The 21,117-nt window shown below is 44.1% G+C and carries 33 protein-coding genes, 1 pseudogene and 1 CRISPR repeat array; of the genes and pseudogenes, 30 read left to right on the top strand and 4 right to left on the bottom strand.

Annotation, left to right across the window (positions count from 1 at the left end; translation table 11 throughout):
• The 30 genes and pseudogenes from ACTHR2_RS09090 to rplQ all read left to right on the top strand — a co-directional run.
• Nucleotides 1-330: pseudogene (locus ACTHR2_RS09090) on the top strand (hypothetical protein); the annotation flags it as partial.
• A 17-nt stretch (nucleotides 331-347) separates the two neighbouring features.
• Nucleotides 348-659 (top strand): 30S ribosomal protein S10, encoded by a 312-nt coding sequence (gene rpsJ, locus ACTHR2_RS09095; protein ID WP_002642322.1) that lies wholly within the window; start codon nucleotides 348-350, stop codon nucleotides 657-659.
• A 250-nt stretch (nucleotides 660-909) separates the two neighbouring features.
• Nucleotides 910-1,554 (top strand): 50S ribosomal protein L3, encoded by a 645-nt coding sequence (gene rplC, locus ACTHR2_RS09100; protein ID WP_004464584.1) that lies wholly within the window; start codon nucleotides 910-912, stop codon nucleotides 1,552-1,554.
• Nucleotides 1,554-2,174 carry a 50S ribosomal protein L4 gene (rplD, locus tag ACTHR2_RS09105; RefSeq protein ID WP_049343704.1) on the top strand — a complete coding sequence of 207 codons (621 nt, stop codon included), beginning with the start codon at nucleotides 1,554-1,556 and terminating at the stop codon, nucleotides 2,172-2,174. The genes rplC and rplD overlap by 1 nt, the downstream gene beginning before the upstream one ends.
• A complete protein-coding gene (gene rplW, locus ACTHR2_RS09110; protein WP_002243944.1) occupies nucleotides 2,171-2,485 on the top strand; it encodes a 50S ribosomal protein L23 in 315 nt (104 codons plus the stop codon). Before rplD ends, rplW begins: the two co-directional genes overlap by 4 nt.
• A gap of 5 nt (nucleotides 2,486-2,490) precedes the next feature.
• Nucleotides 2,491-3,324: a 50S ribosomal protein L2 gene (gene rplB, locus ACTHR2_RS09115; protein WP_440375641.1), complete on the top strand. Its 834-nt coding sequence runs from the start codon at nucleotides 2,491-2,493 to the stop codon at nucleotides 3,322-3,324.
• A 5-nt stretch (nucleotides 3,325-3,329) separates the two neighbouring features.
• Complete coding sequence (rpsS, locus tag ACTHR2_RS09120) at nucleotides 3,330-3,608, top strand: 30S ribosomal protein S19 (RefSeq protein WP_002215422.1); 279 nt, start codon at nucleotides 3,330-3,332, stop codon at nucleotides 3,606-3,608.
• An 8-nt stretch (nucleotides 3,609-3,616) separates the two neighbouring features.
• Entirely contained in the window at nucleotides 3,617-3,946 is a 330-nt protein-coding gene (gene rplV / locus ACTHR2_RS09125; RefSeq protein WP_003749277.1) for a 50S ribosomal protein L22, read from the top strand.
• Between the two features lie 9 nt (nucleotides 3,947-3,955).
• Entirely contained in the window at nucleotides 3,956-4,648 is a 693-nt protein-coding gene (rpsC, locus tag ACTHR2_RS09130; RefSeq protein ID WP_003684753.1) for a 30S ribosomal protein S3, read from the top strand.
• The gene (rplP, locus tag ACTHR2_RS09135; protein ID WP_003749279.1) at nucleotides 4,632-5,048 is read left to right on the top strand and encodes a 50S ribosomal protein L16; all 417 of its coding nucleotides are present in this window, start codon (nucleotides 4,632-4,634) and stop codon (nucleotides 5,046-5,048) included. Before rpsC ends, rplP begins: the two co-directional genes overlap by 17 nt.
• Nucleotides 5,048-5,239, top strand: a complete 192-nt coding sequence (gene rpmC, locus ACTHR2_RS09140) for a 50S ribosomal protein L29 (RefSeq protein WP_003684705.1) — start codon at nucleotides 5,048-5,050, stop codon at nucleotides 5,237-5,239. The genes rplP and rpmC overlap by 1 nt, the downstream gene beginning before the upstream one ends.
• Nucleotides 5,239-5,502 carry a 30S ribosomal protein S17 gene (rpsQ, locus tag ACTHR2_RS09145; RefSeq protein ID WP_263338948.1) on the top strand — a complete coding sequence of 88 codons (264 nt, stop codon included), beginning with the start codon at nucleotides 5,239-5,241 and terminating at the stop codon, nucleotides 5,500-5,502. Before rpmC ends, rpsQ begins: the two co-directional genes overlap by 1 nt.
• Nucleotides 5,503-5,729: 227 nt before the next feature.
• A complete protein-coding gene (rplN, locus tag ACTHR2_RS09150) occupies nucleotides 5,730-6,098 on the top strand; it encodes a 50S ribosomal protein L14 (RefSeq protein ID WP_002215434.1) in 369 nt (122 codons plus the stop codon).
• A gap of 11 nt (nucleotides 6,099-6,109) precedes the next feature.
• Nucleotides 6,110-6,433, top strand: coding sequence for a 50S ribosomal protein L24 (gene rplX, locus ACTHR2_RS09155; protein WP_263338943.1), 324 nt, complete (start codon nucleotides 6,110-6,112; stop codon nucleotides 6,431-6,433).
• A gap of 9 nt (nucleotides 6,434-6,442) precedes the next feature.
• A complete protein-coding gene (gene rplE, locus ACTHR2_RS09160) occupies nucleotides 6,443-6,982 on the top strand; it encodes a 50S ribosomal protein L5 (RefSeq protein WP_003684750.1) in 540 nt (179 codons plus the stop codon).
• Nucleotides 6,983-6,984: 2 nt separating this feature from the next.
• On the top strand, nucleotides 6,985-7,290 hold the full coding sequence (rpsN, locus tag ACTHR2_RS09165; protein WP_003684736.1) for a 30S ribosomal protein S14: 306 nt from the start codon (nucleotides 6,985-6,987) through the stop codon (nucleotides 7,288-7,290).
• Nucleotides 7,291-7,304: 14 nt separating this feature from the next.
• Nucleotides 7,305-7,697, top strand: a complete 393-nt coding sequence (gene rpsH, locus ACTHR2_RS09170; protein ID WP_003684738.1) for a 30S ribosomal protein S8 — start codon at nucleotides 7,305-7,307, stop codon at nucleotides 7,695-7,697.
• A 13-nt stretch (nucleotides 7,698-7,710) separates the two neighbouring features.
• Complete coding sequence (gene rplF / locus ACTHR2_RS09175) at nucleotides 7,711-8,244, top strand: 50S ribosomal protein L6 (RefSeq protein ID WP_004464590.1); 534 nt, start codon at nucleotides 7,711-7,713, stop codon at nucleotides 8,242-8,244.
• Nucleotides 8,245-8,257: 13 nt separating this feature from the next.
• On the top strand, nucleotides 8,258-8,611 hold the full coding sequence (rplR, locus tag ACTHR2_RS09180) for a 50S ribosomal protein L18 (protein ID WP_150537963.1): 354 nt from the start codon (nucleotides 8,258-8,260) through the stop codon (nucleotides 8,609-8,611).
• Nucleotides 8,612-8,628: 17 nt separating this feature from the next.
• On the top strand, nucleotides 8,629-9,147 hold the full coding sequence (gene rpsE / locus ACTHR2_RS09185; RefSeq protein ID WP_003684704.1) for a 30S ribosomal protein S5: 519 nt from the start codon (nucleotides 8,629-8,631) through the stop codon (nucleotides 9,145-9,147).
• Complete coding sequence (rpmD, locus tag ACTHR2_RS09190) at nucleotides 9,140-9,325, top strand: 50S ribosomal protein L30 (RefSeq protein ID WP_003684808.1); 186 nt, start codon at nucleotides 9,140-9,142, stop codon at nucleotides 9,323-9,325. The genes rpsE and rpmD overlap by 8 nt, the downstream gene beginning before the upstream one ends.
• Before the next feature lies 1 nt (nucleotide 9,326).
• A complete protein-coding gene (rplO, locus tag ACTHR2_RS09195; protein WP_150537964.1) occupies nucleotides 9,327-9,761 on the top strand; it encodes a 50S ribosomal protein L15 in 435 nt (144 codons plus the stop codon).
• A 13-nt stretch (nucleotides 9,762-9,774) separates the two neighbouring features.
• Nucleotides 9,775-11,088 carry a preprotein translocase subunit SecY gene (gene secY / locus ACTHR2_RS09200; RefSeq protein WP_150537965.1) on the top strand — a complete coding sequence of 438 codons (1,314 nt, stop codon included), beginning with the start codon at nucleotides 9,775-9,777 and terminating at the stop codon, nucleotides 11,086-11,088.
• A gap of 4 nt (nucleotides 11,089-11,092) precedes the next feature.
• The gene (gene infA, locus ACTHR2_RS09205; RefSeq protein WP_003684714.1) at nucleotides 11,093-11,311 is read left to right on the top strand and encodes a translation initiation factor IF-1; all 219 of its coding nucleotides are present in this window, start codon (nucleotides 11,093-11,095) and stop codon (nucleotides 11,309-11,311) included.
• An 18-nt stretch (nucleotides 11,312-11,329) separates the two neighbouring features.
• Nucleotides 11,330-11,443: a 50S ribosomal protein L36 gene (rpmJ, locus tag ACTHR2_RS09210; protein ID WP_003697674.1), complete on the top strand. Its 114-nt coding sequence runs from the start codon at nucleotides 11,330-11,332 to the stop codon at nucleotides 11,441-11,443.
• Nucleotides 11,444-11,510: 67 nt separating this feature from the next.
• Entirely contained in the window at nucleotides 11,511-11,873 is a 363-nt protein-coding gene (rpsM, locus tag ACTHR2_RS09215; RefSeq protein WP_003749295.1) for a 30S ribosomal protein S13, read from the top strand.
• Nucleotides 11,874-11,892: 19 nt separating this feature from the next.
• Nucleotides 11,893-12,288 carry a 30S ribosomal protein S11 gene (rpsK, locus tag ACTHR2_RS09220; RefSeq protein WP_002216249.1) on the top strand — a complete coding sequence of 132 codons (396 nt, stop codon included), beginning with the start codon at nucleotides 11,893-11,895 and terminating at the stop codon, nucleotides 12,286-12,288.
• 19 nt (nucleotides 12,289-12,307) lie between these two features.
• Nucleotides 12,308-12,928: a 30S ribosomal protein S4 gene (gene rpsD, locus ACTHR2_RS09225; RefSeq protein ID WP_003749296.1), complete on the top strand. Its 621-nt coding sequence runs from the start codon at nucleotides 12,308-12,310 to the stop codon at nucleotides 12,926-12,928.
• 25 nt (nucleotides 12,929-12,953) lie between these two features.
• Nucleotides 12,954-13,940, top strand: coding sequence for a DNA-directed RNA polymerase subunit alpha (locus tag ACTHR2_RS09230; protein WP_263338905.1), 987 nt, complete (start codon nucleotides 12,954-12,956; stop codon nucleotides 13,938-13,940).
• 24 nt (nucleotides 13,941-13,964) lie between these two features.
• Nucleotides 13,965-14,339 carry a 50S ribosomal protein L17 gene (rplQ, locus tag ACTHR2_RS09235; RefSeq protein WP_003684792.1) on the top strand — a complete coding sequence of 125 codons (375 nt, stop codon included), beginning with the start codon at nucleotides 13,965-13,967 and terminating at the stop codon, nucleotides 14,337-14,339.
• Nucleotides 14,340-14,388: 49 nt separating this feature from the next.
• Nucleotides 14,389-14,754: a CRISPR direct-repeat array (repeat unit 36 nt; unit sequence GTTGTAGCTCCCTTTCTCATTTCGCAGTGCTACAAT).
• Nucleotides 14,755-14,818: 64 nt separating this feature from the next.
• Here the strand turns inward: rplQ and cas2 are convergent.
• The 4 genes from cas2 to ACTHR2_RS09255 form a co-directional block, all read right to left on the bottom strand.
• Complete coding sequence (gene cas2, locus ACTHR2_RS09240; protein ID WP_033912916.1) at nucleotides 14,819-15,145, bottom strand: CRISPR-associated endonuclease Cas2; 327 nt, start codon at nucleotides 15,143-15,145, stop codon at nucleotides 14,819-14,821.
• Nucleotides 15,138-16,052, bottom strand: coding sequence for a type II CRISPR-associated endonuclease Cas1 (gene cas1 / locus ACTHR2_RS09245; protein WP_263338897.1), 915 nt, complete (start codon nucleotides 16,050-16,052; stop codon nucleotides 15,138-15,140). The genes cas2 and cas1 overlap by 8 nt, the downstream gene beginning before the upstream one ends.
• Before the next feature lie 66 nt (nucleotides 16,053-16,118).
• The gene (gene cas9 / locus ACTHR2_RS09250; RefSeq protein ID WP_263338894.1) at nucleotides 16,119-19,367 is read right to left on the bottom strand and encodes a type II CRISPR RNA-guided endonuclease Cas9; all 3,249 of its coding nucleotides are present in this window, start codon (nucleotides 19,365-19,367) and stop codon (nucleotides 16,119-16,121) included.
• 269 nt (nucleotides 19,368-19,636) lie between these two features.
• A complete protein-coding gene (locus tag ACTHR2_RS09255) occupies nucleotides 19,637-21,061 on the bottom strand; it encodes an alanine/glycine:cation symporter family protein (protein WP_263338891.1) in 1,425 nt (474 codons plus the stop codon).
• Nucleotides 21,062-21,117: the final 56 nt, after the last annotated feature.

The raw sequence follows: 21,117 nt of genomic DNA on the forward strand, positions 1-21,117 counted from the left end.
GACGTAGAGCGTGGTCAAGTATTGGCTAAACCAGGTACTATCACTCCTCACACCAAATTTAAAGCAGAAGTATACGTGCTGAGCAAAGAAGAGGGTGGTCGTCACACTCCATTCTTCGCTAACTACCGTCCACAATTCTACTTCCGTACTACTGACGTAACTGGTGCAGTTACTTTGGAAGAAGGCGTAGAAATGGTAATGCCGGGTGAGAACGTAACCATTACTGTAGAACTGATTGCGCCTATCGCTATGGAAGAAGGTCTGCGCTTTGCGATTCGCGAAGGTGGTCGTACCGTAGGTGCGGGTGTGGTTTCTTCTATCATCGCTTAATTGAGGGATATTGATAAATGGCAAACCAAAAAATCCGTATCCGCCTGAAAGCTTATGATTACAGTCTGATTGACCGTTCTGCACAAGAAATCGTTGAAACTGCCAAACGTACTGGCGCTGTTGTTAAAGGTCCGATTCCTTTGCCAACTAAAATCGAACGTTTCAACATCTTGCGTTCTCCTCACGTGAACAAAACTTCTCGTGAACAATTGGAAATCCGTACCCACTTGCGTCTGATGGACATCGTGGACTGGACTGACAAAACTACTGATGCACTGATGAAACTGGATCTTCCAGCAGGTGTAGATGTAGAAATTAAAGTTCAATAAGAACTGAAAACCGAACAGCTTGGCTGTTCGGTTTTTTATAGAATTCTTAGGCCGTCTGAAAATTTTCAGATATTTGGCAACACTTCATCCGAAAAAAATGATGGTTTTAAGAAGTTAAAATGAAATTTTTGTTGATATTTCTTTGATTTGTCAATTATAATGGCGGACTTGGTACATCCGTATCAAGTTTAACTTTGTCTGAAAGGCAGGCCAATCGTAGCCCGCCCCTTTACTTAAAAGGAAAATAATCATGACTTTAGGTCTGGTTGGACGCAAAGTTGGTATGACTCGCGTGTTCGACGAACAGGGTGTTTCTGTTCCGGTAACTGTTTTGGATATGTCTGCCAACCGCGTTACACAAGTGAAATCCAAAGATACTGACGGCTACACTGCTGTACAAGTTACCTTTGGTCAGAAAAAAGCTAATCGTGTCAACAAAACTGAAGCTGGTCACTTTGCTAAAGCAGGTGTTGAAGCTGGTCGCGGTTTGGTTGAGTTTGCTTTGACTGAAGAAAAACTGGCTGAATTGAAAGCCGGTGATGAAATTACCGTTTCTATGTTTGAAGTTGGTCAATTGGTAGATGTAACCGGTACCTCTAAAGGTAAAGGTTTCTCTGGTACGATCAAACGTCATAACTTCGGTGCTCAACGTACTTCCCACGGTAACTCCCGTTCTCACCGTGTTCCTGGTTCTATCGGTATGGCACAAGACCCTGGTCGCGTGTTCCCTGGTAAACGTATGGCAGGTCAATACGGTAACACTAAAGCAACTGTTCAAAAATTGGAAGTTGTACGTGTTGATGCTGAACGCCAACTCTTGTTGGTTAAAGGTGCTGTTCCGGGTTCGGTTAACAGCGACGTCGTGGTTCGTCCTAGCGTGAAAGTAGGTGCGTAATGGAATTGAAAGTAATTGACGCTAAAGGACAAGTGTCTGGCAGCTTGGCTGTTTCTGATGCTTTGTTTGCTCGTGAATACAATGAAGCTCTGGTTCACCAACTGGTTACTGCTTACTTGGCAAATGCCCGTTCTGGTAATCGTGCTCAAAAAACTCGTGCCGAAGTAAACCACTCTACTAAAAAACCATGGCGCCAAAAAGGTACCAGTCGTGCTCGTTCCGGTATGACTTCTTCTCCGCTGTGGCGTAAAGGTGGTCGTGCATTCCCAAACAAACCTGATGAAAACTTCACTCAAAAAGTGAACCGTAAAATGTACCGTGCCGGTATGGCAACTATTTTGTCCCAATTGGCTCGTGATGAACGTTTGTTTGCAATCGAAGCATTGACTGCTGAAACTCCTAAAACCAAAGTTTTTGCTGAACAAGTAAAAAATTTGGGTTTGGAGCAAGTTCTGTTTGTAACTAAACAGCTCGACGAGAATGTTTACTTGGCTTCACGCAACTTGCCTAACGTATTGGTTTTGGAAGCTCAACAAGTTGATCCTTACAGCTTGTTGCGTTACAAAAAAGTCGTTATCACTAAAGATGCAGTTGCACAATTAGAGGAGCAATGGGTATGAATCAACAACGTTTGACTCAAGTAATCTTGGCACCTATCGTTTCTGAAAAAAGCAACGTATTGGCTGAAAAACGTAACCAAATGACGTTTAAAGTTTTGGCAAATGCAACCAAACCTGAAATTAAAGCGGCTGTTGAGCTGCTGTTCGGCGTTCAAGTTGCAGACGTTACTACTGTTACCATTAAAGGTAAAGTTAAACGTTTTGGTCGCACTTTAGGTCGTCGCAGCGATGTTAAAAAGGCTTATGTAAGCCTGGCTGCCGGTCAAGAGTTGGATTTGGAAGCCGCTGCTGCAGCTGCAGATAAGGAATAAACAAAATGGCAATCGTTAAAATGAAGCCGACCTCTGCAGGCCGTCGCGGCATGGTTCGCGTGGTAACAGAAGGTTTGCACAAAGGTGCACCTTATGCACCTCTGCTGGAAAAGAAAAATTCTACTGCCGGTCGTAACAACAATGGTCATATCACTACCCGTCATAAAGGTGGTGGTCATAAACATCATTACCGTGTCGTAGATTTTAAACGTAACAAAGACGGTATCCCTGCAAAAGTAGAGCGTATCGAATATGATCCTAACCGTACTGCATTTATCGCATTGTTGTGCTATGCAGATGGTGAGCGTCGCTACATCATTGCTCCTCGTGGTATTCAAACCGGTGCAGTATTGGTTTCCGGTGCTGAAGCTGCTATCAAAGTAGGTAACACTCTGCCGATCCGCAATATTCCTGTTGGTACAACTATTCACTGTATCGAAATGAAACCAGGTAAAGGTGCACAAATTGCACGTTCTGCTGGTGCTTCTGCGGTATTGCTTGCAAAAGAAGGTGCTTACGCACAAGTTCGTTTGCGTTCTGGTGAAGTGCGCAAAATTAGCGTAAATTGCCGTGCAACTATCGGTGAAGTTGGTAACGAAGAACAAAGCCTGAAAAAAATCGGTAAAGCTGGTGCTAACCGCTGGCGTGGTATTCGTCCGACCGTTCGTGGTGTTGTAATGAACCCTGTTGATCACCCACATGGTGGTGGTGAAGGCCGTACTGGTGAGGCTCGCGAACCGGTTAGCCCATGGGGTACTCCTGCTAAGGGCTACCGCACTCGTAATAACAAACGCACGGATAACATGATTGTTCGTCGTCGTTACTCAAATAAAGGTTAATTAGTATGGCTCGTTCATTAAAAAAAGGCCCATATGTAGACCTGCATTTGCTGAAAAAAGTAGATGCTGCTCGTGCAAGCAACGACAAACGCCCAATTAAAACTTGGTCACGTCGTTCTACCATTTTGCCTGATTTCATCGGTCTGACTATCGCTGTTCACAACGGTCGCACTCACGTGCCTGTATTCATCAGCGACAACATGGTTGGTCATAAATTAGGTGAGTTCTCATTGACCCGTACCTTTAAAGGCCACTTGGCTGATAAAAAGGCTAAAAAGAAATAAGGTGAATCATGAGAGTAAGTGCACAACATAAAAACGCCCGTATTTCAGCTCAAAAAGCTCGTTTGGTAGCTGATTTGATTCGTGGTAAAGACGTTGCCCAAGCTTTGAATATCTTGGCATTCAGCCCTAAAAAAGGTGCTGAGCTGATTAAAAAAGTATTGGAATCAGCAATCGCCAATGCCGAGCACAACAATGGTGCAGACATTGACGAACTGAAAGTGGTAACTATCTTTGTTGACAAAGGCCCAAGCTTGAAACGTTTCCAAGCTCGTGCCAAAGGTCGCGGTAACCGTATCGAGAAACAAACTTGTCATATTAATGTGACAGTGGGCAACTAAGGAAAAGCTATGGGACAAAAGATTAACCCTACAGGCTTTCGCCTGGCGGTAACTAAAGACTGGGCTTCAAAATGGTTTGCTAAAAGCACCGACTTTTCTACTGTTTTGAAACAAGATATTGATGTTCGTAACTATTTGCGTAAAAAACTGGCTAATGCTTCAGTTGGTCGTGTAGTGATCGAGCGTCCTGCTAAATCTGCACGTATTACCATTCACTCTGCTCGTCCAGGCGTGGTTATTGGTAAAAAAGGTGAGGATATCGAAATCTTGAAACGTGACTTGCAAGCTCTGATGGGTGTGCCAGTTCATGTAAATATTGAAGAGATTCGCCGTCCTGAGTTGGATGCACAAATTATTGCTGATGGTATTGCTCAGCAACTTGAAAAACGCGTCCAATTCCGTCGTGCAATGAAACGTGCAATGCAAAATGCAATGCGTTCTGGTGCCAAAGGCATCAAGATCATGACTTCAGGCCGTCTGAATGGTGCTGATATCGCTCGTAGCGAATGGTACCGTGAAGGTCGCGTACCTTTGCATACTTTGCGTGCAAATGTAGATTATGCAACTAGCGAAGCGCACACTACTTATGGTGTACTGGGTCTGAAAGTTTGGGTTTATACAGAAGGTAATATTAAATCTTCTAAACCTGAGCATGAGAAGAAACAAAGAAAGGCAGGTGGACGTAATGCTGCAGCCAACTAGACTGAAATATCGCAAGCAACAAAAAGGCCGTAACACCGGTATTGCTACTCGCGGTAACAAAGTAAGTTTCGGTGAGTTCGGTTTGAAAGCCGTAGGCCGTGGTCGTTTGACTGCCCGCCAAATCGAAGCTGCTCGTCGTACTATGACTCGTCATATTAAACGTGGCGGTCGCATTTGGATTCGTGTATTCCCTGATAAACCAATTACTGAGAAACCTATCCAAGTTCGTATGGGTGGCGGTAAAGGTAATGTGGAATATTACATTGCTGAAATTAAACCAGGCAAAGTATTGTACGAAATGGACGGTGTTCCTGAGTCTTTGGCTCGTGAAGCATTTGAATTGGCCGCTGCCAAATTGCCTATTCCTACAACCTTTGTAGTAAGACAGGTGGGTCAATAATGAAAGCAAATGAATTGAAAGACAAATCTATTGAGCAATTAAACTCTGATTTGTTGGACTTGTTGAAAGCTCAGTTTGGCTTACGCATGCAAAATGCAACCGGTCAGTTGGGTAAATCTAGCGAGTTGAAACGTGTACGTCGCGATATTGCTCGTATTAAAACCATTTTAACTGAAAAAGGTGCTAAGTAATGAGCGAAGCTAAAAATGTTCGTACTTTGCAAGGCAAAGTGGTAAGCGACAAAATGGACAAAACTGTTACAGTATTGGTTGAGCGTAAAGTTAAACACCCTCTGTACGGTAAAATTATTCGTTTATCAACTAAAATCCATGCTCATGATGAAAACAATCAATATGGCATTGGTGATTTAGTGGTAATCGAGGAATCTCGTCCTTTGTCAAAAACCAAGTCTTGGGTTGTAAAAGAATTGGTTGAGAAAGCACGTACTGTTTGATTTAAAACACAGTAATGTAGCTTAATAAGAAACGAAGTCTTGCAGCAAAGTTAATTTGCGTGTAAACTTCGTTTCTTATCTTCCAGCTTCTTATGGAAGTTTCTCTCCCTTCGGGATCCAAGACTGGTTTACTAGAACCGTGATGGTTTCATTTAATAAGCAGCTTAAAGTAAGGTGCGAGTTATATGAAAGTGGTAAATTAAGTTGGTTAATTTAAAGGTACTAATATGATTCAAATGCAGACCATCTTAGATGTGGCTGATAACTCTGGTGCACGTCGTGTAATGTGCATCAAAGTATTGGGCGGATCTAAGCGTCGCTACGCTTCTGTTGGCGACATTATTAAAGTTGCAGTTAAAGATGCAGCCCCACGTGGTCGTGTCAAAAAAGGTGATGTATACAATGCGGTAGTTGTTCGTACTGCTAAGGGTGTGCGTCGTCCTGATGGTGCGTTAATTAAATTCGATAACAATGCTGCTGTGTTGTTGAATAATAAACTTGAACCTCTGGGTACCCGTATTTTTGGTCCGGTAACCCGTGAATTGCGTACTGAGCGATTTATGAAAATCGTTTCATTGGCGCCTGAAGTATTATAAGGAATAGCGCGATGAATAAGATCATTAAAGGCGATCAGGTTGTGGTGATTACCGGTAAAGATAAAGGTAAGCAAGGTCAAGTAGTTCAAGTGTTGGGTGATAAAGTTGTTGTTGAGGGTGTTAATGTTGTAAAACGCCATCAAAAACCTAATCCAATTCGTGGTATTGAGGGTGGTATTATTACTAAAGAAATGCCTTTGGATATTTCTAATATTGCAATCCTGAATCCGGAAACTAATAAAGCAGACCGTGTTGGTATTAAGCTGATTGAAAATGAAGGCAAAGTTAAACGCGTTCGTTTCTTCAAATCAAACGGCTCTATCATTGGAGCATAAGGAGATAACATGGCTCGTTTGAGAGAGTTTTATAAAGATACAGTTGTTCCTGAATTGGTTAAACAGTTTGGTTACAAATCAGTAATGGAAGTTCCACGTATTGAAAAAATCACCTTGAATATGGGCGTGGGTGAAGCTGTTGCTGATAAAAAAGTTATGGAACACGCTGTTTCTGATTTAGAGAAGATTGCTGGCCAAAAACCAGTTGTTACTGTTGCTCGTAAATCTATCGCAGGTTTTAAAATCCGTGATAACTATCCAGTTGGCTGCAAAGTAACATTGCGTCGTGATCAAATGTTTGAATTCTTGGATCGTTTGATTACTATTGCGTTGCCTCGCGTACGTGACTTCCGTGGTGTGAGCGGTAAATCATTTGACGGTCGTGGCAATTACAATATGGGTGTTCGTGAGCAAATTATTTTCCCGGAAATTGAATACGATAAAATCGATGCTTTGCGTGGTTTGAATATTACTATTACAACTACTGCAAAAACTGATGAAGAAGCGAAAGCTTTGTTGTCACTGTTCAAGTTTCCGTTTAAAGGATAATCATGGCTAAGAAAGCACTTATTAATCGTGAGCTGAAACGTCAAGCATTGGCGAAAAAGTTTGCAGCTAAACGTGAGGCAATTTTCGCTGTTATTAATGATGCTAATGCGACTGAAGAAGAACGTTTTGAAGCACGTTTGAAATTTCAATCCATTCCTCGTAATGCAGCACCTGTACGTCAACGTCGTCGTTGTGCTTTAACAGGTCGTCCTCGTGGCACTTTCCGTAAATTTGGTTTGGGCCGTATTAAAATCCGTGAAATCGCTATGCGTGGCGAGATCCCTGGTGTTGTTAAAGCTAGCTGGTAATAGGAGTATAAATAATGAGTATGCATGATCCTATTTCCGATATGTTGACTCGTATTCGCAATGCGCAACGTGCTAATAAAGCAGCAGTTGCCATGCCTTCCTCTAAATTGAAATGTGCAATTGCAAAAGTTCTGAAAGAAGAAGGTTATATCGAGGATTTTGCGGTTTCTGCTGATGCAAAACCGGTATTGGAAATTCAATTGAAATACTATGCAGGTCGTCCTGTGATTGAGCAAATTAAACGTGTTTCACGTCCAGGTTTGCGTATTTACAAAGCATCAAGTGAGATCCCTAGTGTAATGAATGGCCTGGGTGTCGCTATTGTTAGTACTTCTAAAGGTGTAATGACTGATCGCAAAGCCCGTTCTGAGGGTGTGGGTGGTGAGTTGTTGTGCATCGTAGCCTAGTGGAGAAAAGTAAATGTCACGCGTCGCAAAAAACCCAGTGACTGTTCCTGCTGGTGTAGAAGTAAAATTCGGAACAGATGCATTGGTTATCAAAGGTAAAAACGGCGAATTGTCTTTTCCTTTGCATTCCGATGTTGCTATTGAACTGAACGATGGTAAATTGACTTTTGCTGCAAAAAATGACAGTAAACAGGCTAATGCTATGTCTGGTACTGCTCGTGCATTGGTTAATAACATGGTTAAGGGTGTTTCTGAAGGTTTTGAGAAAAAACTTCAATTGATTGGTGTCGGTTATCGTGCCCAAGCTCAAGGCAAAGTTTTGAACTTGTCTTTGGGTTTCTCTCATCCAATCGTATACGAAATGCCTGAAGGTGTTTCTGTTCAAACTCCTAGCCAAACAGAAATCGTTTTGACTGGTGCAGATAAACAAGTGGTTGGCCAAGTCGCTGCTGAAATTCGTGCATTCCGTTCTCCTGAGCCTTATAAAGGTAAAGGTGTTCGTTATGTGGGTGAAGTAGTAGTGATGAAAGAAGCCAAGAAAAAATAATTGAGGTTCACTAATGGATAAACATACAACCCGACTCCGTCGTGCACGCAAAACCCGTGTGCGTATTGCGGACTTGAAAATGGTAAGATTATGTGTGTTCCGCAGCAATAATCATATTTATGCTCAAGTAATTAGTGCTGAAGGTGATAAAGTATTGGCTCAAGCCTCTACATTGGAAGCTGAAGTACGTAGTAGCCTGAAATCAGGTAGCAACGTTGAAGCAGCAGCTGTAGTTGGTAAGCGTATTGCTGAAAAAGCTAAAGCAGTAGGTGTTGAAAAAGTTGCTTTTGACCGTTCAGGTTTCCAATATCACGGTCGTGTGAAAGCTTTGGCTGAAGCTGCACGTGAAAATGGTTTAAGCTTCTAATATTTGGAGACTTTCAGATGGCAAAACATGAAATTGAAGAACGCGGTGACGGCCTGATTGAAAAGATGGTCGCAGTTAATCGCGTGACTAAAGTAGTTAAAGGTGGCCGTATCATGGCTTTCTCTGCACTGACTGTTGTTGGTGATGGTGATGGTCGCATCGGTATGGGCAAAGGTAAATCAAAAGAAGTACCAGTTGCTGTTCAAAAAGCAATGGATCAAGCTCGACGCTCTATGATTAAAGTACCTTTGAAAAACGGTACTATTCATCATGAAGTTATTGGTCGTCATGGTGCTACTAAGGTATTTATGCAACCTGCTAAAGAAGGTAGTGGTGTGAAAGCTGGTGGTCCAATGCGTTTAGTATTTGATGCTATGGGTATTCATAACATTTCAGCTAAAGTACATGGTTCTACTAATCCTTACAATATTGTACGCGCTACATTAGACGGTTTGTCTAAACTGTATACTCCTGCTGATATTGCTGCTAAACGTGGCTTGACAGTAGAAGATATTTTGGGAGCTAACCATGACTGAGCAAAAAAAGATTAAAGTTACATTGGTTAAGAGCCTGATCGGTACAATTGAATCTCATCGTGCATGTGCTCGCGGTTTAGGTTTGCGCCGTCGTGAGCATACTGTAGAGGTTTTGGATACCCCTGAAAACCGTGGCATGATCAATAAAATCAGCTACTTGTTGAAAGTGGAGTCTTAATATGTTTTTGAATACTATTCAACCTGCTGAGGGTGCTACTCACGCTAGTCGTCGTGTAGGCCGTGGTATTGGTAGCGGCTTAGGTAAGACAGGTGGTCGTGGTCATAAAGGTCAAAAAAGCCGTTCTGGTGGCTTCCACAAGGTAGGTTTTGAAGGCGGTCAAATGCCTTTGCAACGTCGTCTGCCGAAACGTGGTTTCAAATCTTTGACTGCAGCCACTAATGCTGAAGTTCGTTTGGGTGAATTGAATCTGATTGCTGTGAACGAGATTGATGTCTTGGTTCTTAAACAAGCTGGTCTGATTCCTGCAACTGCTTCTAATGTAAAAGTTATTGCTTCTGGTGAAATCTCAAAAGCAGTTACCTTGAAAGGTGTAAAAGCTACTAAAGGTGCTAAAGCTGCTATTGAAGCTGCCGGTGGTAAAGTAGAAGAATAAGGCTTGCACTACAGTGGCTAATCAACAATCTTTATCAGGATTATCCAAATTTGGTGATCTGAAAAAACGTCTGGTGTTCCTTTTAGGTGCTTTAGTCGTTTTCCGTATTGGTGCTCATATACCGGTACCGGGCGTAGATGCTGTTGCATTAGCTAAGTTATACGAAGGCGCTGCAAACGGCATATTCGGAATGTTAAATATGTTCTCGGGTGGTTCGTTGGAGCGCTTTAGTATATTTGCAATTGGTATCATGCCTTATATTTCATCGTCGATTATTGTTCAGCTTGCTTCTGAAATTGTTCCTTCTTTAAAAGCTTTAAAGAAGGAAGGTGAGGCTGGTAGGAAAATAATTACGAAATATACTAGGTATGGGACGGTATTATTGGCTGTATTGCAAAGCTTTGGTGTTGCAACATTTGTTTATCAACAAGGTGTTGTTGTAACGAGTTCGCTTGAGTTTCATATTTCTACAGTAGTCTGTTTGGTTACAGGTACTATGTTTCTGATGTGGTTAGGGGAGCAAATTACCGAGCGTGGTATTGGTAATGGTATTTCTTTAATTATTACGGCAGGCATTGTATCGGGTATCCCATCCGGTATTGTTCGGTTATTAACTTTGACTGAACAAGGCTCTATGAGTATGTTGATGGCGGTATCAATTGTGATTGGTATTTTGCTGTTGATCTATGCTGTAGTTTATTTTGAGAGTGCTCAGCGTAAAGTTCCTGTGCATTATGCTAAAAGACAGTTTGGCTCTGGAATGATGCCGGGACAAAGCATTCATATGCCGTTCAAGCTAAATATGGCCGGTGTTATTCCTCCTATTTTTGCTTCCAGTATTATCCTTTTCCCATCTACTCTTTTAGGTTGGTTTGGTTCAAATAGTACGAATTCTATTCTTCACAAGATTGCTGCAATGCTGCAACATGGACAGCCTTTGTATATTGTATTATTTGCAACAACTATTATTTTCTTCTGCTATTTCTATACTGCTTTAGTATTTAGCCCCAAAGAAATGGCTGAGAATTTGAAGAAAAGTGGTGCATTTGTACCTGGGATCCGCCCAGGTGAGCAAACTTCTAGATATTTGGAAAAAGTTGTACTGAGACTGACATTATTTGGTGCTTTGTATATCACTACAATCTGTCTGATACCTGAATTTTTAACGACAGCATTGAATGTGCCTTTCTATTTAGGAGGGACGTCTTTGCTTATCTTGGTTGTCGTTACAATGGATTTTAGGACACAAATCAATTCCTACGTAATGAGTAGTCAGTATGAGGATTTGATGAGTCGTCCAGATATGAAATCTTTATCACGTAAGTAGGCTTATGGCTAAAGAAGATACCATTCAGATGCAGGGCGAAATCCTTGAGACTTTGCCCAATGCAACGTTTAAAGTAAAACTGGAAAATGATCATGTAGTACTTGGTCATATATCTGGAAAAATGCGAATGCACTATATTCGTATTTCTCCAGGTGATAAGGTAACAGTTGAACTAACTCCTTATGATTTAACCCGTGCTCGGATTGTTTTCCGAGCAAGATAAACGATAAAAGGAAATAAAATGCGTGTACAACCTTCTGTAAAGAAAATTTGTCGCAATTGCAAGATTATTCGTCGTAATCGTGTAGTTCGCGTAATTTGTACTGACCCACGTCACAAACAACGTCAAGGTTAAGAAGCTAGTTTTCTTAACTATTGATTTTGTGGTATAGTGACATACTTTGCCCTAAAAAGGAAAAAATATGGCTCGTATTGCAGGGGTAAATATCCCTAATAATGCCCATATCGTAATTGGCCTTCAGGCTATTTATGGTATTGGTGCGACTCGTGCTAAATTGATTTGTGAGGCAGCAAATATTGCTCCTACTACTAAAGCAAAAGATTTGGACGAGGCTCAATTAGACGCTTTGCGTGAGCAAGTTGCTAAATATGAAGTTGAAGGCGATTTGCGTCGTGAAGTAACGATGAGCATTAAACGACTGATGGATATGGGTTGCTATCGCGGCTTCCGTCATCGTCGTGGCTTGCCTTGTCGTGGTCAACGCACTCGCACAAATGCTCGTACCCGTAAAGGTCCGCGCAAAGCGATTGCCGGTAAGAAATAAATTTTAAGGAATTTGATTAATGGCTAAAGCAAACACAGCTTCGCGTGTACGTAAAAAAGTACGTAAAACCGTAAGCGAGGGTATTGTGCACGTTCATGCATCTTTCAACAATACCATCATTACAATCACTGACCGTCAAGGCAATGCATTGTCTTGGGCTACCTCTGGCGGCGCTGGTTTTAAAGGTTCTCGTAAAAGTACACCATTTGCAGCACAAGTTGCAGCAGAAGCAGCTGGTAAAGTTGCCCAAGAGTATGGCGTTAAAAATTTAGAAGTTCGCATTAAAGGCCCTGGCCCTGGTCGCGAATCTTCTGTACGTGCTTTAAACGCTCTTGGTTTCAAGATTACCAGCATTACTGACGTTACCCCGTTGCCTCATAACGGTTGCCGTCCGCCTAAAAAACGTCGTATTTAATATTGGAGTGATTTAAAACATGGCACGTTATATTGGCCCTAAATGTAAATTAGCACGTCGCGAAGGTACGGATCTGTTTTTGAAGAGTGCACGTCGCTCTTTGGATTCCAAATGTAAAATGGATTCTGCACCTGGTCAGCACGGTGCGAAAAAACCACGTTTGTCAGACTACGGTTTGCAATTGCGTGAAAAACAAAAAATCCGTCGTATTTATGGCGTGTTAGAACGCCAATTCCGTCGTTACTTTGCGGAAGCTGATCGTCGTAAAGGTTCTACCGGTGAATTGCTGTTGCAATTGCTGGAGTCCCGTTTGGACAATGTCGTTTATCGTATGGGTTTTGGCTCTACCCGCGCTGAAGCACGTCAATTGGTTTCTCATAAAGCTATCGTTGTAAACGGTCAGGTTGTTAATATCCCTTCTTTCCAAGTTAAAGCAGGTGATGTCGTAGCTGTTCGTGAAAAAGCTAAGAAACAAGTACGTATCCAAGAGGCATTGAGCTTGGCTACTCAAATTGGCTTGCCAAGCTGGGTATCTGTTGATGCCGACAAATTGGAAGGTGTATTCAAAAATATGCCGGATCGCTCAGAATTGTCTGGCGATATTAATGAACAGCTGGTGGTAGAGTTCTACTCTAAATAATGCTAGCTCAATGAGGGACAGTTAAATGCAAAATAGCACAACCGAATTTTTGAAACCTCGTCAAATCGATGTAGATACCTTGTCTTCCACTCGGGCCAAGGTGTCTATGCAGCCATTTGAGCGTGGTTTTGGTCATACTTTAGGTAATGCTTTGCGTCGTATCTTACTGTCATCCATGAATGGCTTTGCCCCAACTGAAGTAGTTATTTCTGGCGTATTGCACGAATACTCTACTATTGATGGTGTTCAGGAGGATGTTGTTGACGTTCTCTTGAACATCAAAGGTATAGTATTTAAGCTTCACGGTCGTAATCAAGTTCAGTTGACTTTGAGAAAAGCAGGTGCCGGTGCTGTTGTAGCCGGTGATATTGATTTGCCACATGATGTGGAAATCATCAATCCTGAGCATGTTATTTGCCACTTGGCTGACAATGGCCAAATCGACATGGAAATTAAAGTAGAGCAAGGTCGTGGTTATCAATCTGTTTCAGGCCGTCGCGTATTGCGTGATGAGAACAAACAGATTGGTGCGATTCAGTTGGATGCGAGCTTTTCGCCCATCAGTCGTGTTAGCTTTGAAGTTGAACCTGCACGCGTAGAGCAACGCACGGATTTGGATAAATTGGTTTTAGATATTGAAACCAATGGTTCTATTGATCCAGAAGAAGCTGTACGTAGTGCCGCACGTATCTTAATTGACCAAATGTCTATTTTTGCAGATCTGCAAGGTACTCCGGTTGAAGAGGTTGAAGAAAAAGCGCCTCCTATCGATCCTATCTTGTTGCGTCCTGTAGATGATTTGGAATTAACCGTACGTTCAGCTAATTGTCTGAAAGCTGAAGATATTTACTATATTGGCGATTTGATTCAACGTACTGAAACCGAGCTTCTCAAGACCCCTAATTTGGGTCGTAAATCTTTGAATGAGATCAAAGAAGTGTTGGCCTCTAAAGGTCTGACATTAGGTTCCAAATTAGAAGCTTGGCCGCCTGTAGGCTTAGAAAAGCCGTAAGTTTGAAGATTAAAGGATAATGACATGCGTCATCGTAATGGCAACCGCAAATTAAACCGTACTAGCAGCCACCGTGCTGCGATGCTGCGCAATATGGCGAATTCCTTGTTGACTCACGAAACCATCGTGACAACTTTGCCTAAAGCAAAAGAATTGCGCCGCGTAGTTGAGCCCTTGATTACCTTGGGTAAAAAACCTTCTTTGGCAAACCGTCGTTTGGCTTTTGACCGCACTCGCGATCGTGATGTTGTAGTTAAATTGTTTGACGAATTGGGTCCACGCTTTGCTGCTCGTAACGGCGGCTATGTTCGTGTACTGAAATACGGTTTCCGTAAAGGCGACAATGCTCCTTTGGCATTGGTTGAATTGGTTGATAAAGCAGCTGATTCTGCTGAATAAGCAAATTAATATTAAAGCACTACCTGTTGTTTAGGTGGTGCTTTTTTATTTGGATAGCCCCTTTCTCATTTCGCAGTGCTACAATTGCCAACAGCGCAATGAGCCAGCCGATAGGGTTGTAGCTCCCTTTCTCATTTCGCAGTGCTACAATTGCCACGTTTGCATAGTCTCGCCATCTGGGGTTGTAGCTCCCTTTCTCATTTCGCAGTGCTACAATTGTATCTAACCTGTATGTATCCGGTATGTAGTTGTAGCTCCCTTTCTCATTTCGCAGTGCTACAATGGGAATCCCAAGGAGCGCTATATTCCGTAGGTTGTAGCTCCCTTTCTCATTTCGCAGTGCTACAATACGCTCGTCAGCATTGCCGCAGCCATTCTTGTTGTAGCTCCCTTTCTCATTTCGCAGTGCTACAATACCTTAACGGGAAATCCTTATTATGTAAGGGTTTCCCGTTTTATTTGGTCTGAAAAAAATAGGCTTAAAATAATAATAGTTGGTCGGAATTTACCCTTTTTTCTTGGGTTTTCAGCTCTCCCAACAGTAGTTTCATGGTGGCATATTGCTTTTCTGTTACTTCCAAACAGCGGATTGAGCCTTCTTGCGGTAGGTTTGCACATAGCCTATTGTGGTGTTTTTGCAACGAATCTCGACCTTTGACAATACGGCTGTATACGGAAAGTTGGAGCATTTGGTATCCATCTTTTAATAGAAACTGGCGGAATTGATTGGCGGCTTTGCGCTTGGCCGCCGTGGTAACAGGTAGGTCGAAAAAGACGATAATCCTCATAAATTTGGCCTCACTCATATTGGTATTCTTTCAATGGCAAGATTTCAGGCAGTTTCAGCTGTTTGGCGTTTTTGTTAGTTACGCTGGTTTGAAATGAAGAAATCATTTTGTCGATGGCAGCCAAGGTGCTGAAATGTTGCCGTTCGATACAGATTTGACAGTGAAGGGTCTTGATAAGGTTTTGTTTGATGTTAGGGGTCAGATCAGTTTTCAGACGGCCTTGTTCATGCAAATGTATAACGACCAGGTCGGCCAATGGGCGTAAGGGTTCGATAAAGTCATCGGCGAGGTTGAATGGATTTAGTTCGCTTCTATGAAACAAGCCTAATGCAGGTAACCAGCCATATAAGGTCAGGGCGCGTGCTACTGCTGCACGGAGTACGGCGTAGGTATAGTTCAATGCGGCATTGACGGCATTGTTGTCATTACGGGTAAACTTTTCTCCAAAGAGGACTTGGAAGTAGAGGGCGGCAGCTTGGGCTTCACAGTTTCCTGTATCGCCTGAACGGACTTCGACTGCCAAAGTGCGCAGCCGTTTGGCTGCAAGATCATTGTCTGTTTCATCTGCGACAAATGCTTGATTCAGGATTTTTTGGCGGACGATATGTTGCCAGAGTTGCTTTTTTAAGGGTTCGCTTAAATTCAGCTGCAGCTTGAGGATTTTAAGTTGGCGGTGATATTGGGCATAAGGCAGCCATTGTCCGCAGGGGAGGAACTGTTCGTCACATGTCAGTAAGGTTGCGCCATGCTCGGCTAAGGCCGATAGGAGCGGGGCAGTAATCAGGGTTTCGCGGTTTTCGATGATGATAACGGCGATGTCCTCTAATGGTACGGTATGGGAATCGCCGTTTTGTTGAATCAGCAGTTGCCGGCGTTGCAAGGATAGTTTGCCGCCGTTTTGAATAAGCAGGCTGCGCCAAGTCATGTTTTTTCCCTTATCTTGATATAAAAAATCCCTGCTTCAGGCCGTCTGAAACAGGGATAGATTAATTTAACGGACAGGCGGGCGTTTTTTCAGACGGCATGGTCTGATTTCTTTGCCCAGTTCGTCAATTTGGTATTTTTGGAATGAAAGGGCGGTTTTGACACCAACACTTTGGAAAATGCCGTTTTTCCCTTTGGTGCTATCTGTGTCATGTACACGGATATCAATCGCTCCTGTGGCTCTATTTAGACTAACAAAATAACCAAAGAATACGTTTTTCTTAGCAGTTACTTTTATTAACTCATTCGAATAAAGTACAAATTTAAATCTGAAGCTTTCATCTATTACAGTCCAGTCCTCTTCATCTGCATAAGCAACAACAGCCCTATCCGGCAAAATCCCTTTTGCGACCTGCCAACTGTAAATCGGTACCAGATAATACTTGCCGCCTTTCTCAAACACATCTACGCGCACCATGGTTGCGTTGTCGGCAATACCGTTATGGTTGCGCACCCATACTCCGGTTTTCTGTACTTGCTCTACGCGTACGGCTTTTACCTGTTGGGTGCGGTTGCCTGCTTTATCGTATTTGTAAAACGGCTCGGCAAAGGCTTTAGCAGGATCGTCTTTATGTGCTTCCAAACGTGCTTTCAGTCCTTCGTATAGCTTAGGTTCGCGCTCCCGATTGACCATTTTTTCCAAGTCTTTCAGTTTTAACTGTGTCAGCGGTATGCGCAATACGCTGATGCCTTCGTCCAGTCGCTTGGCGGATTTGACGGTCTCCATATGGCCTTGCCCGCTCATCTTCCGATTGGGCGCGCGTGAAACAAACAGTGGCGTAACGTATTCGTATATGGCTTCGGGGTGAGAAGATAATTTTTCTGCGAGCAGGGTACGCAGTTTTTCGGGGGTATCCGCTTCTTCAAATTCGGGTTTGCCGTCCGGTTTGCCGAAGACGCGAATCATGACTTCTTGTGCGAAAAATTCCCAAGGTTGCGGGAAGTGTGCTTTTTGATGCAGCACTTCTCCTGTTTCTTTATCTATGGTTTTGCCGTCAAACGCGTTCATTTCTTTATAGCGTACAAAACGGGTAATTTTCTGCTGCATGGCAACGGTCGAGCAGGCAACAACGACTGCGTCCAAGGCGTGATGGCGGTCGTTTTCCGCACGCACTTTGCGCAATCCCCAAAAGCCGCGCAACAGATTGGTAATTTGTCCGTTTGAGGCAAAGACACGTCTTTTCCCTTTACCTGTCAGCAGCATATGGTCGGCAACGAATTGGCACAGGAAACGGTTGACGTAGCGCGTATCGTTCAGATTGCGTTCTTTAAAGCCATCTTCATCGAATTTTTGCAGCAGAATCCGTTGTTTTTTACTGCGTGGGAAACGGCTGGTTTCGACACGAGCTTTAAATTCCTGCCATTCGCGGCTGTTGTCTTTGCCGTTGAAGTATTCGTAAGGGGTTTGGTTGCCTTTGTTTTGGTTTTCGCTGCCCAATACCAGCACTTTATTGTTGAAACTGTCGTCCCATGTGCGCGAGAACGGCAGGGCATGGTCGATTTCGACATAGCCTTTTTCGTTCAGACGGCCTAAGTTGATTTCTTTGCCCGAATACAGGCATTTGCCGTGTTGTTGCTCGTACAGGCGCAGTTTCAGAATATCTTTGGATTTGGGTTCGCCGACAAAATTGGGGAAATACTCTCGGAATTTGGCGGCGGCTTTTTCCCGGTCTTTACGGTTTTCTTCTTGGCGTTTTTCGATTTCTTTGCGGTCTTTAAACGATTTTCCTACTTCCCTTGCCGTTTCAATATGGATACGTGCAGGGGAGCCGTAACGGCGTACAACAGCGTTAATGACTTTTCTGGCTTGAGATAAGGCGCGCAAGACGACTGGGTTGCGGATTTCGTCGGCAGGGATGGGCGGCAGATAAATCTTTTCTTCCGCATTTTTCTTGCCGTAATGGTCTCCGTAGATTTCGGCGCAGGCTTCATCGTAACGTTTGCCTTGCTCCATTAGAGGCACAATTCGGCGCAAGGCTTTCAAGGAAATTTGGACGAACTTATCGAAGCTGATGTGTTTCAACAGCGCTTCTAAAATTTCGGGCTGAACACGGTCTTTCAGACGGCCTGTAATGTCTTCATCGGTTTTGAACAGGGAGAATGCCGTGCCGATTTCGTCTTGTAATTCGGGAGAAAGGTTTAATGGAGATTTTTTGTCTTTCAATCCTTCTTTTTCCAGCGCACGGCTGATGGTATGGTAGGCCTTCATTTCCATCAATGTCGAGGCTTCGGCATTGTCTTTACCATAGCGCAAGCCTTTGAAAAAGGTGGTATCTTCTAAACCCAGCAGCTTACGGGCTTGTGCGTAAGTCAGTTTGGATTTTCTGTATGGTTCATCCATAAGCGTGGCGCGTTCGGTATCGGTCAATGGTCGCTCGCTGCCTTGCTCTAAAATACGCAGGTTGTTCAGCTTGGTCAGCCAGACGAAACGTTCGGCTGTGTAGGTGTTCTTAGCGGCTTTCGGTTCTGTCGGCTCAAAGGTGCAATGTCCCAACATTTTTTGAACAGCATCGCCGGACAGGGCGGGGCGTTGCGTCATCAGCAGGGTCTCGATACCTTCTTTAAGGCCGTCTGAAACATGCGGATTACCAAATTCTTTTTGTTTTTCAAACAGTAAATTCAGCTCTGCCTGCAAATCTTTGCGGCTGAACGTATGCGAATAATCGCCGCGTTGGTTGCGGATATGGCCGCTTTCTTTCTCAAATTTATTTAAAGCCAATTCGGCCGGTGTGCGGAAATCGCCTATCTGTAAGGTATGGGCATTGTCGGCTACGCCTTTAAGCAAAGCGCCAAGCTCCTTATCGGCAGTTTCGCCCTCGTTTTTTCTTTGCGACAAATAGCCGCGATGTTTGATTAAATGCAATAAGACTGCCGACCACTCCAAAGGCGTCAGTTTGCGGTCTAATGCGGCTGCGCGAAGTTGCCATGGTGTATTCGGCAAGGATTTAATCAAGCCGTTTTCATCAAAATCGGCGGCTTGTAATACGCCTTCGCGTTTCAATAGACGGCGGGCCCGAAGCAGACGGTGGGCGCGACGGCGGGTCAGGCGGCGAACACTGCGTGCCAAGCGTCTTGCCGCTGCGAGAGAGTCGCCTGTTTTCGGTACTTCTGCACGCTCAAATACGCGCACGCCCAAATCAATCAGGCGGATGGGGTTTTCTTCTTCGTCAATTTCTACCATCGCCCAGCCGACGGATGCAATGCCGATATCGAGACCGAGGATGTAGTTGATTGGGTTGGGTTTGAAGGCAGCCATCAGTTTCTCCATAATATGATGTTTGGTAAGTATAAATATATCCTAGGTAAGTATTTCCATGCAAATGAAATGCTTGACTGGGTGTCGATTTGGAATTAGAATTTGAACATATTGTTGCACTGCGAAATGAGAAACGTTGCTACAATAAGGCCGTCTGAAAAGATGTGCCGCAACGCTCTGCCCCTTAAGGCTTCTGCTTTAAGGGGCATCGTTTTATCTAGATGGCAGGGATTAAAAAGGCCGTCTGAAATTTCAGACGGCCTTTGGTTTTACCAGATATCGGATTTGATTTTGCGTTTCAAGCCCGGGTGTTCAGAGAGTTTGAACTCCGGGTCTTTACCCATTTTCAGCTTGGCTGTGTAGTCTTTCAACAGTAGGAAGGCAAGTGGGGACAGGAGCAGGATGGCAACGAGGTTAATCCATGCCATGATGCCCATGGCCATGTCTGCCATATCCCATACCAAGGGTACGTTGGCAACTGCGCCGAAGTAGACCCATGCCAAAACCAGCATACGGAAAACGGCGGTAACCAGCCAATGGCTCTTGATGAATTGGACGTTGGACTCAGCATAGGCATAGTTGCCGATAACGGTTGAAAAGGCAAACATAAACAGGATGGCGGCAAGGAAGCCCGCGCCCCATTCGCCTACCTGGCTGACGATTGCCGCTTGGGTCAGCGCCGCACCGCTCAGGTCGCCGTAAGGCTGTTGATAGGTCAAGACGATAAAGGCGGTGCATGAGCAGACGATGATGGTATCAACGAAAACGCCCAGCATTTGAATCATGCCTTGGGAGACGGGGTGTTTCACTTCGGCTGCGGCTGCGGCGTTCGGCGCGGAACCCATACCCGCCTCATTGGAATACAGGCCGCGTTTGATACCCTGCATCATGGTGGTCGAAATCAGACCGCCGAGGAAACCACCTGCAGCCGAATCGAAGTTGAACGCGTTGGAGAAAATCTGACCGAACACGTCAGGAATCAGGGAAATGTTGGTAGCGATGATGAAGAGTGCTATGACGAGATATAAAACCGCCATCAGCGGAACGATAATTTCCGCGGCTTTAGATACGCGACGGATACCGCCGAAGATAATAGGGGCAGTCAGAATGACTAGGGCGACACCGACATAGTGTTGATCCCAGCCCCATGCCGCTTTGGTGGTATCGGCGATGGTATTGGTCTGTACGGCTTCAAATACAAAGCCGAAACAGAAAATCAGGCTCAGGGCGAACAAAACGCCCAGCCATTTTTGTCCCAGGCCTTGAGTTATGTAGTAGGCAGGACCACCGCGGAAGTGGTGGTTGTCGTAGTCCCGGACTTTAAAGAGTTGGGCCAGTGAAGATTCGACAAACGCCGAACTCATGCCGATTAAGGCGGTTACCCACATCCAGAATACCGCGCCCGGCCCGCCGAATTTGATGGCAATCGCCACACCGGCGATGTTGCCCACACCTACGCGGCTGGCCAAACCGGTAACGAATGCTTGGAACGGTGTGATTCCGTGCGGATCATCACCTTGTTTGCGACCGCCCAGCATTTCTTTGATACTGCGGCCGAAGAGGCGGAATTGTACAAAACCGGTGGTAACGGTGAAAAAGAGGCCTGCGCCTAAAAGCATATATACCAACCCCGACCACATTGGGTCGTTGATGTCGTTTACCCAGCCGTGAAGCTGTTCGAAAAATTGATCCATACAAACCTTTCAGAGTTTTTGCATTTTCAGACGGCCTGTGTGTGTGGGCTGTCTGT

Source organism: Neisseria sp. P0006.S004, from assembly GCF_051963015.1.
Lineage (GTDB): Bacteria > Pseudomonadota > Gammaproteobacteria > Burkholderiales > Neisseriaceae > Neisseria.

Coding starts and splice junctions, on each gene's coding strand:
- rplE (WP_003684750.1), top strand. CDS start 6,443: ATGGCTCGTTTGAGAGAGTTTTATAAAGATACAGTTGTTCCTGAATTG.
- cas9 (WP_263338894.1), bottom strand. CDS start 19,367: ATGGCTGCCTTCAAACCCAACCCAATCAACTACATCCTCGGTCTCGAT.
- cas1 (WP_263338897.1), bottom strand. CDS start 16,052: ATGACTTGGCGCAGCCTGCTTATTCAAAACGGCGGCAAACTATCCTTG.
- rplC (WP_004464584.1), top strand. CDS start 910: ATGACTTTAGGTCTGGTTGGACGCAAAGTTGGTATGACTCGCGTGTTC.
- rplW (WP_002243944.1), top strand. CDS start 2,171: ATGAATCAACAACGTTTGACTCAAGTAATCTTGGCACCTATCGTTTCT.
- rpsJ (WP_002642322.1), top strand. CDS start 348: ATGGCAAACCAAAAAATCCGTATCCGCCTGAAAGCTTATGATTACAGT.
- rplD (WP_049343704.1), top strand. CDS start 1,554: ATGGAATTGAAAGTAATTGACGCTAAAGGACAAGTGTCTGGCAGCTTG.
- ACTHR2_RS09230 (WP_263338905.1), top strand. CDS start 12,954: ATGCAAAATAGCACAACCGAATTTTTGAAACCTCGTCAAATCGATGTA.
- rpsD (WP_003749296.1), top strand. CDS start 12,308: ATGGCACGTTATATTGGCCCTAAATGTAAATTAGCACGTCGCGAAGGT.
- rpsK (WP_002216249.1), top strand. CDS start 11,893: ATGGCTAAAGCAAACACAGCTTCGCGTGTACGTAAAAAAGTACGTAAA.
- rplB (WP_440375641.1), top strand. CDS start 2,491: ATGGCAATCGTTAAAATGAAGCCGACCTCTGCAGGCCGTCGCGGCATG.
- rpmD (WP_003684808.1), top strand. CDS start 9,140: ATGACTGAGCAAAAAAAGATTAAAGTTACATTGGTTAAGAGCCTGATC.
- rpmJ (WP_003697674.1), top strand. CDS start 11,330: ATGCGTGTACAACCTTCTGTAAAGAAAATTTGTCGCAATTGCAAGATT.
- rplN (WP_002215434.1), top strand. CDS start 5,730: ATGATTCAAATGCAGACCATCTTAGATGTGGCTGATAACTCTGGTGCA.
- rplP (WP_003749279.1), top strand. CDS start 4,632: ATGCTGCAGCCAACTAGACTGAAATATCGCAAGCAACAAAAAGGCCGT.
- rplV (WP_003749277.1), top strand. CDS start 3,617: ATGAGAGTAAGTGCACAACATAAAAACGCCCGTATTTCAGCTCAAAAA.
- rpsC (WP_003684753.1), top strand. CDS start 3,956: ATGGGACAAAAGATTAACCCTACAGGCTTTCGCCTGGCGGTAACTAAA.
- rpsE (WP_003684704.1), top strand. CDS start 8,629: ATGGCAAAACATGAAATTGAAGAACGCGGTGACGGCCTGATTGAAAAG.
- rpmC (WP_003684705.1), top strand. CDS start 5,048: ATGAAAGCAAATGAATTGAAAGACAAATCTATTGAGCAATTAAACTCT.
- rplX (WP_263338943.1), top strand. CDS start 6,110: ATGAATAAGATCATTAAAGGCGATCAGGTTGTGGTGATTACCGGTAAA.
- ACTHR2_RS09255 (WP_263338891.1), bottom strand. CDS start 21,061: ATGGATCAATTTTTCGAACAGCTTCACGGCTGGGTAAACGACATCAAC.
- cas2 (WP_033912916.1), bottom strand. CDS start 15,145: ATGAGTGAGGCCAAATTTATGAGGATTATCGTCTTTTTCGACCTACCT.
- rplF (WP_004464590.1), top strand. CDS start 7,711: ATGTCACGCGTCGCAAAAAACCCAGTGACTGTTCCTGCTGGTGTAGAA.
- rpsM (WP_003749295.1), top strand. CDS start 11,511: ATGGCTCGTATTGCAGGGGTAAATATCCCTAATAATGCCCATATCGTA.
- rpsN (WP_003684736.1), top strand. CDS start 6,985: ATGGCTAAGAAAGCACTTATTAATCGTGAGCTGAAACGTCAAGCATTG.
- rpsQ (WP_263338948.1), top strand. CDS start 5,239: ATGAGCGAAGCTAAAAATGTTCGTACTTTGCAAGGCAAAGTGGTAAGC.
- rpsH (WP_003684738.1), top strand. CDS start 7,305: ATGAGTATGCATGATCCTATTTCCGATATGTTGACTCGTATTCGCAAT.
- infA (WP_003684714.1), top strand. CDS start 11,093: ATGGCTAAAGAAGATACCATTCAGATGCAGGGCGAAATCCTTGAGACT.
- rplQ (WP_003684792.1), top strand. CDS start 13,965: ATGCGTCATCGTAATGGCAACCGCAAATTAAACCGTACTAGCAGCCAC.
- rplR (WP_150537963.1), top strand. CDS start 8,258: ATGGATAAACATACAACCCGACTCCGTCGTGCACGCAAAACCCGTGTG.
- rplO (WP_150537964.1), top strand. CDS start 9,327: ATGTTTTTGAATACTATTCAACCTGCTGAGGGTGCTACTCACGCTAGT.
- rpsS (WP_002215422.1), top strand. CDS start 3,330: ATGGCTCGTTCATTAAAAAAAGGCCCATATGTAGACCTGCATTTGCTG.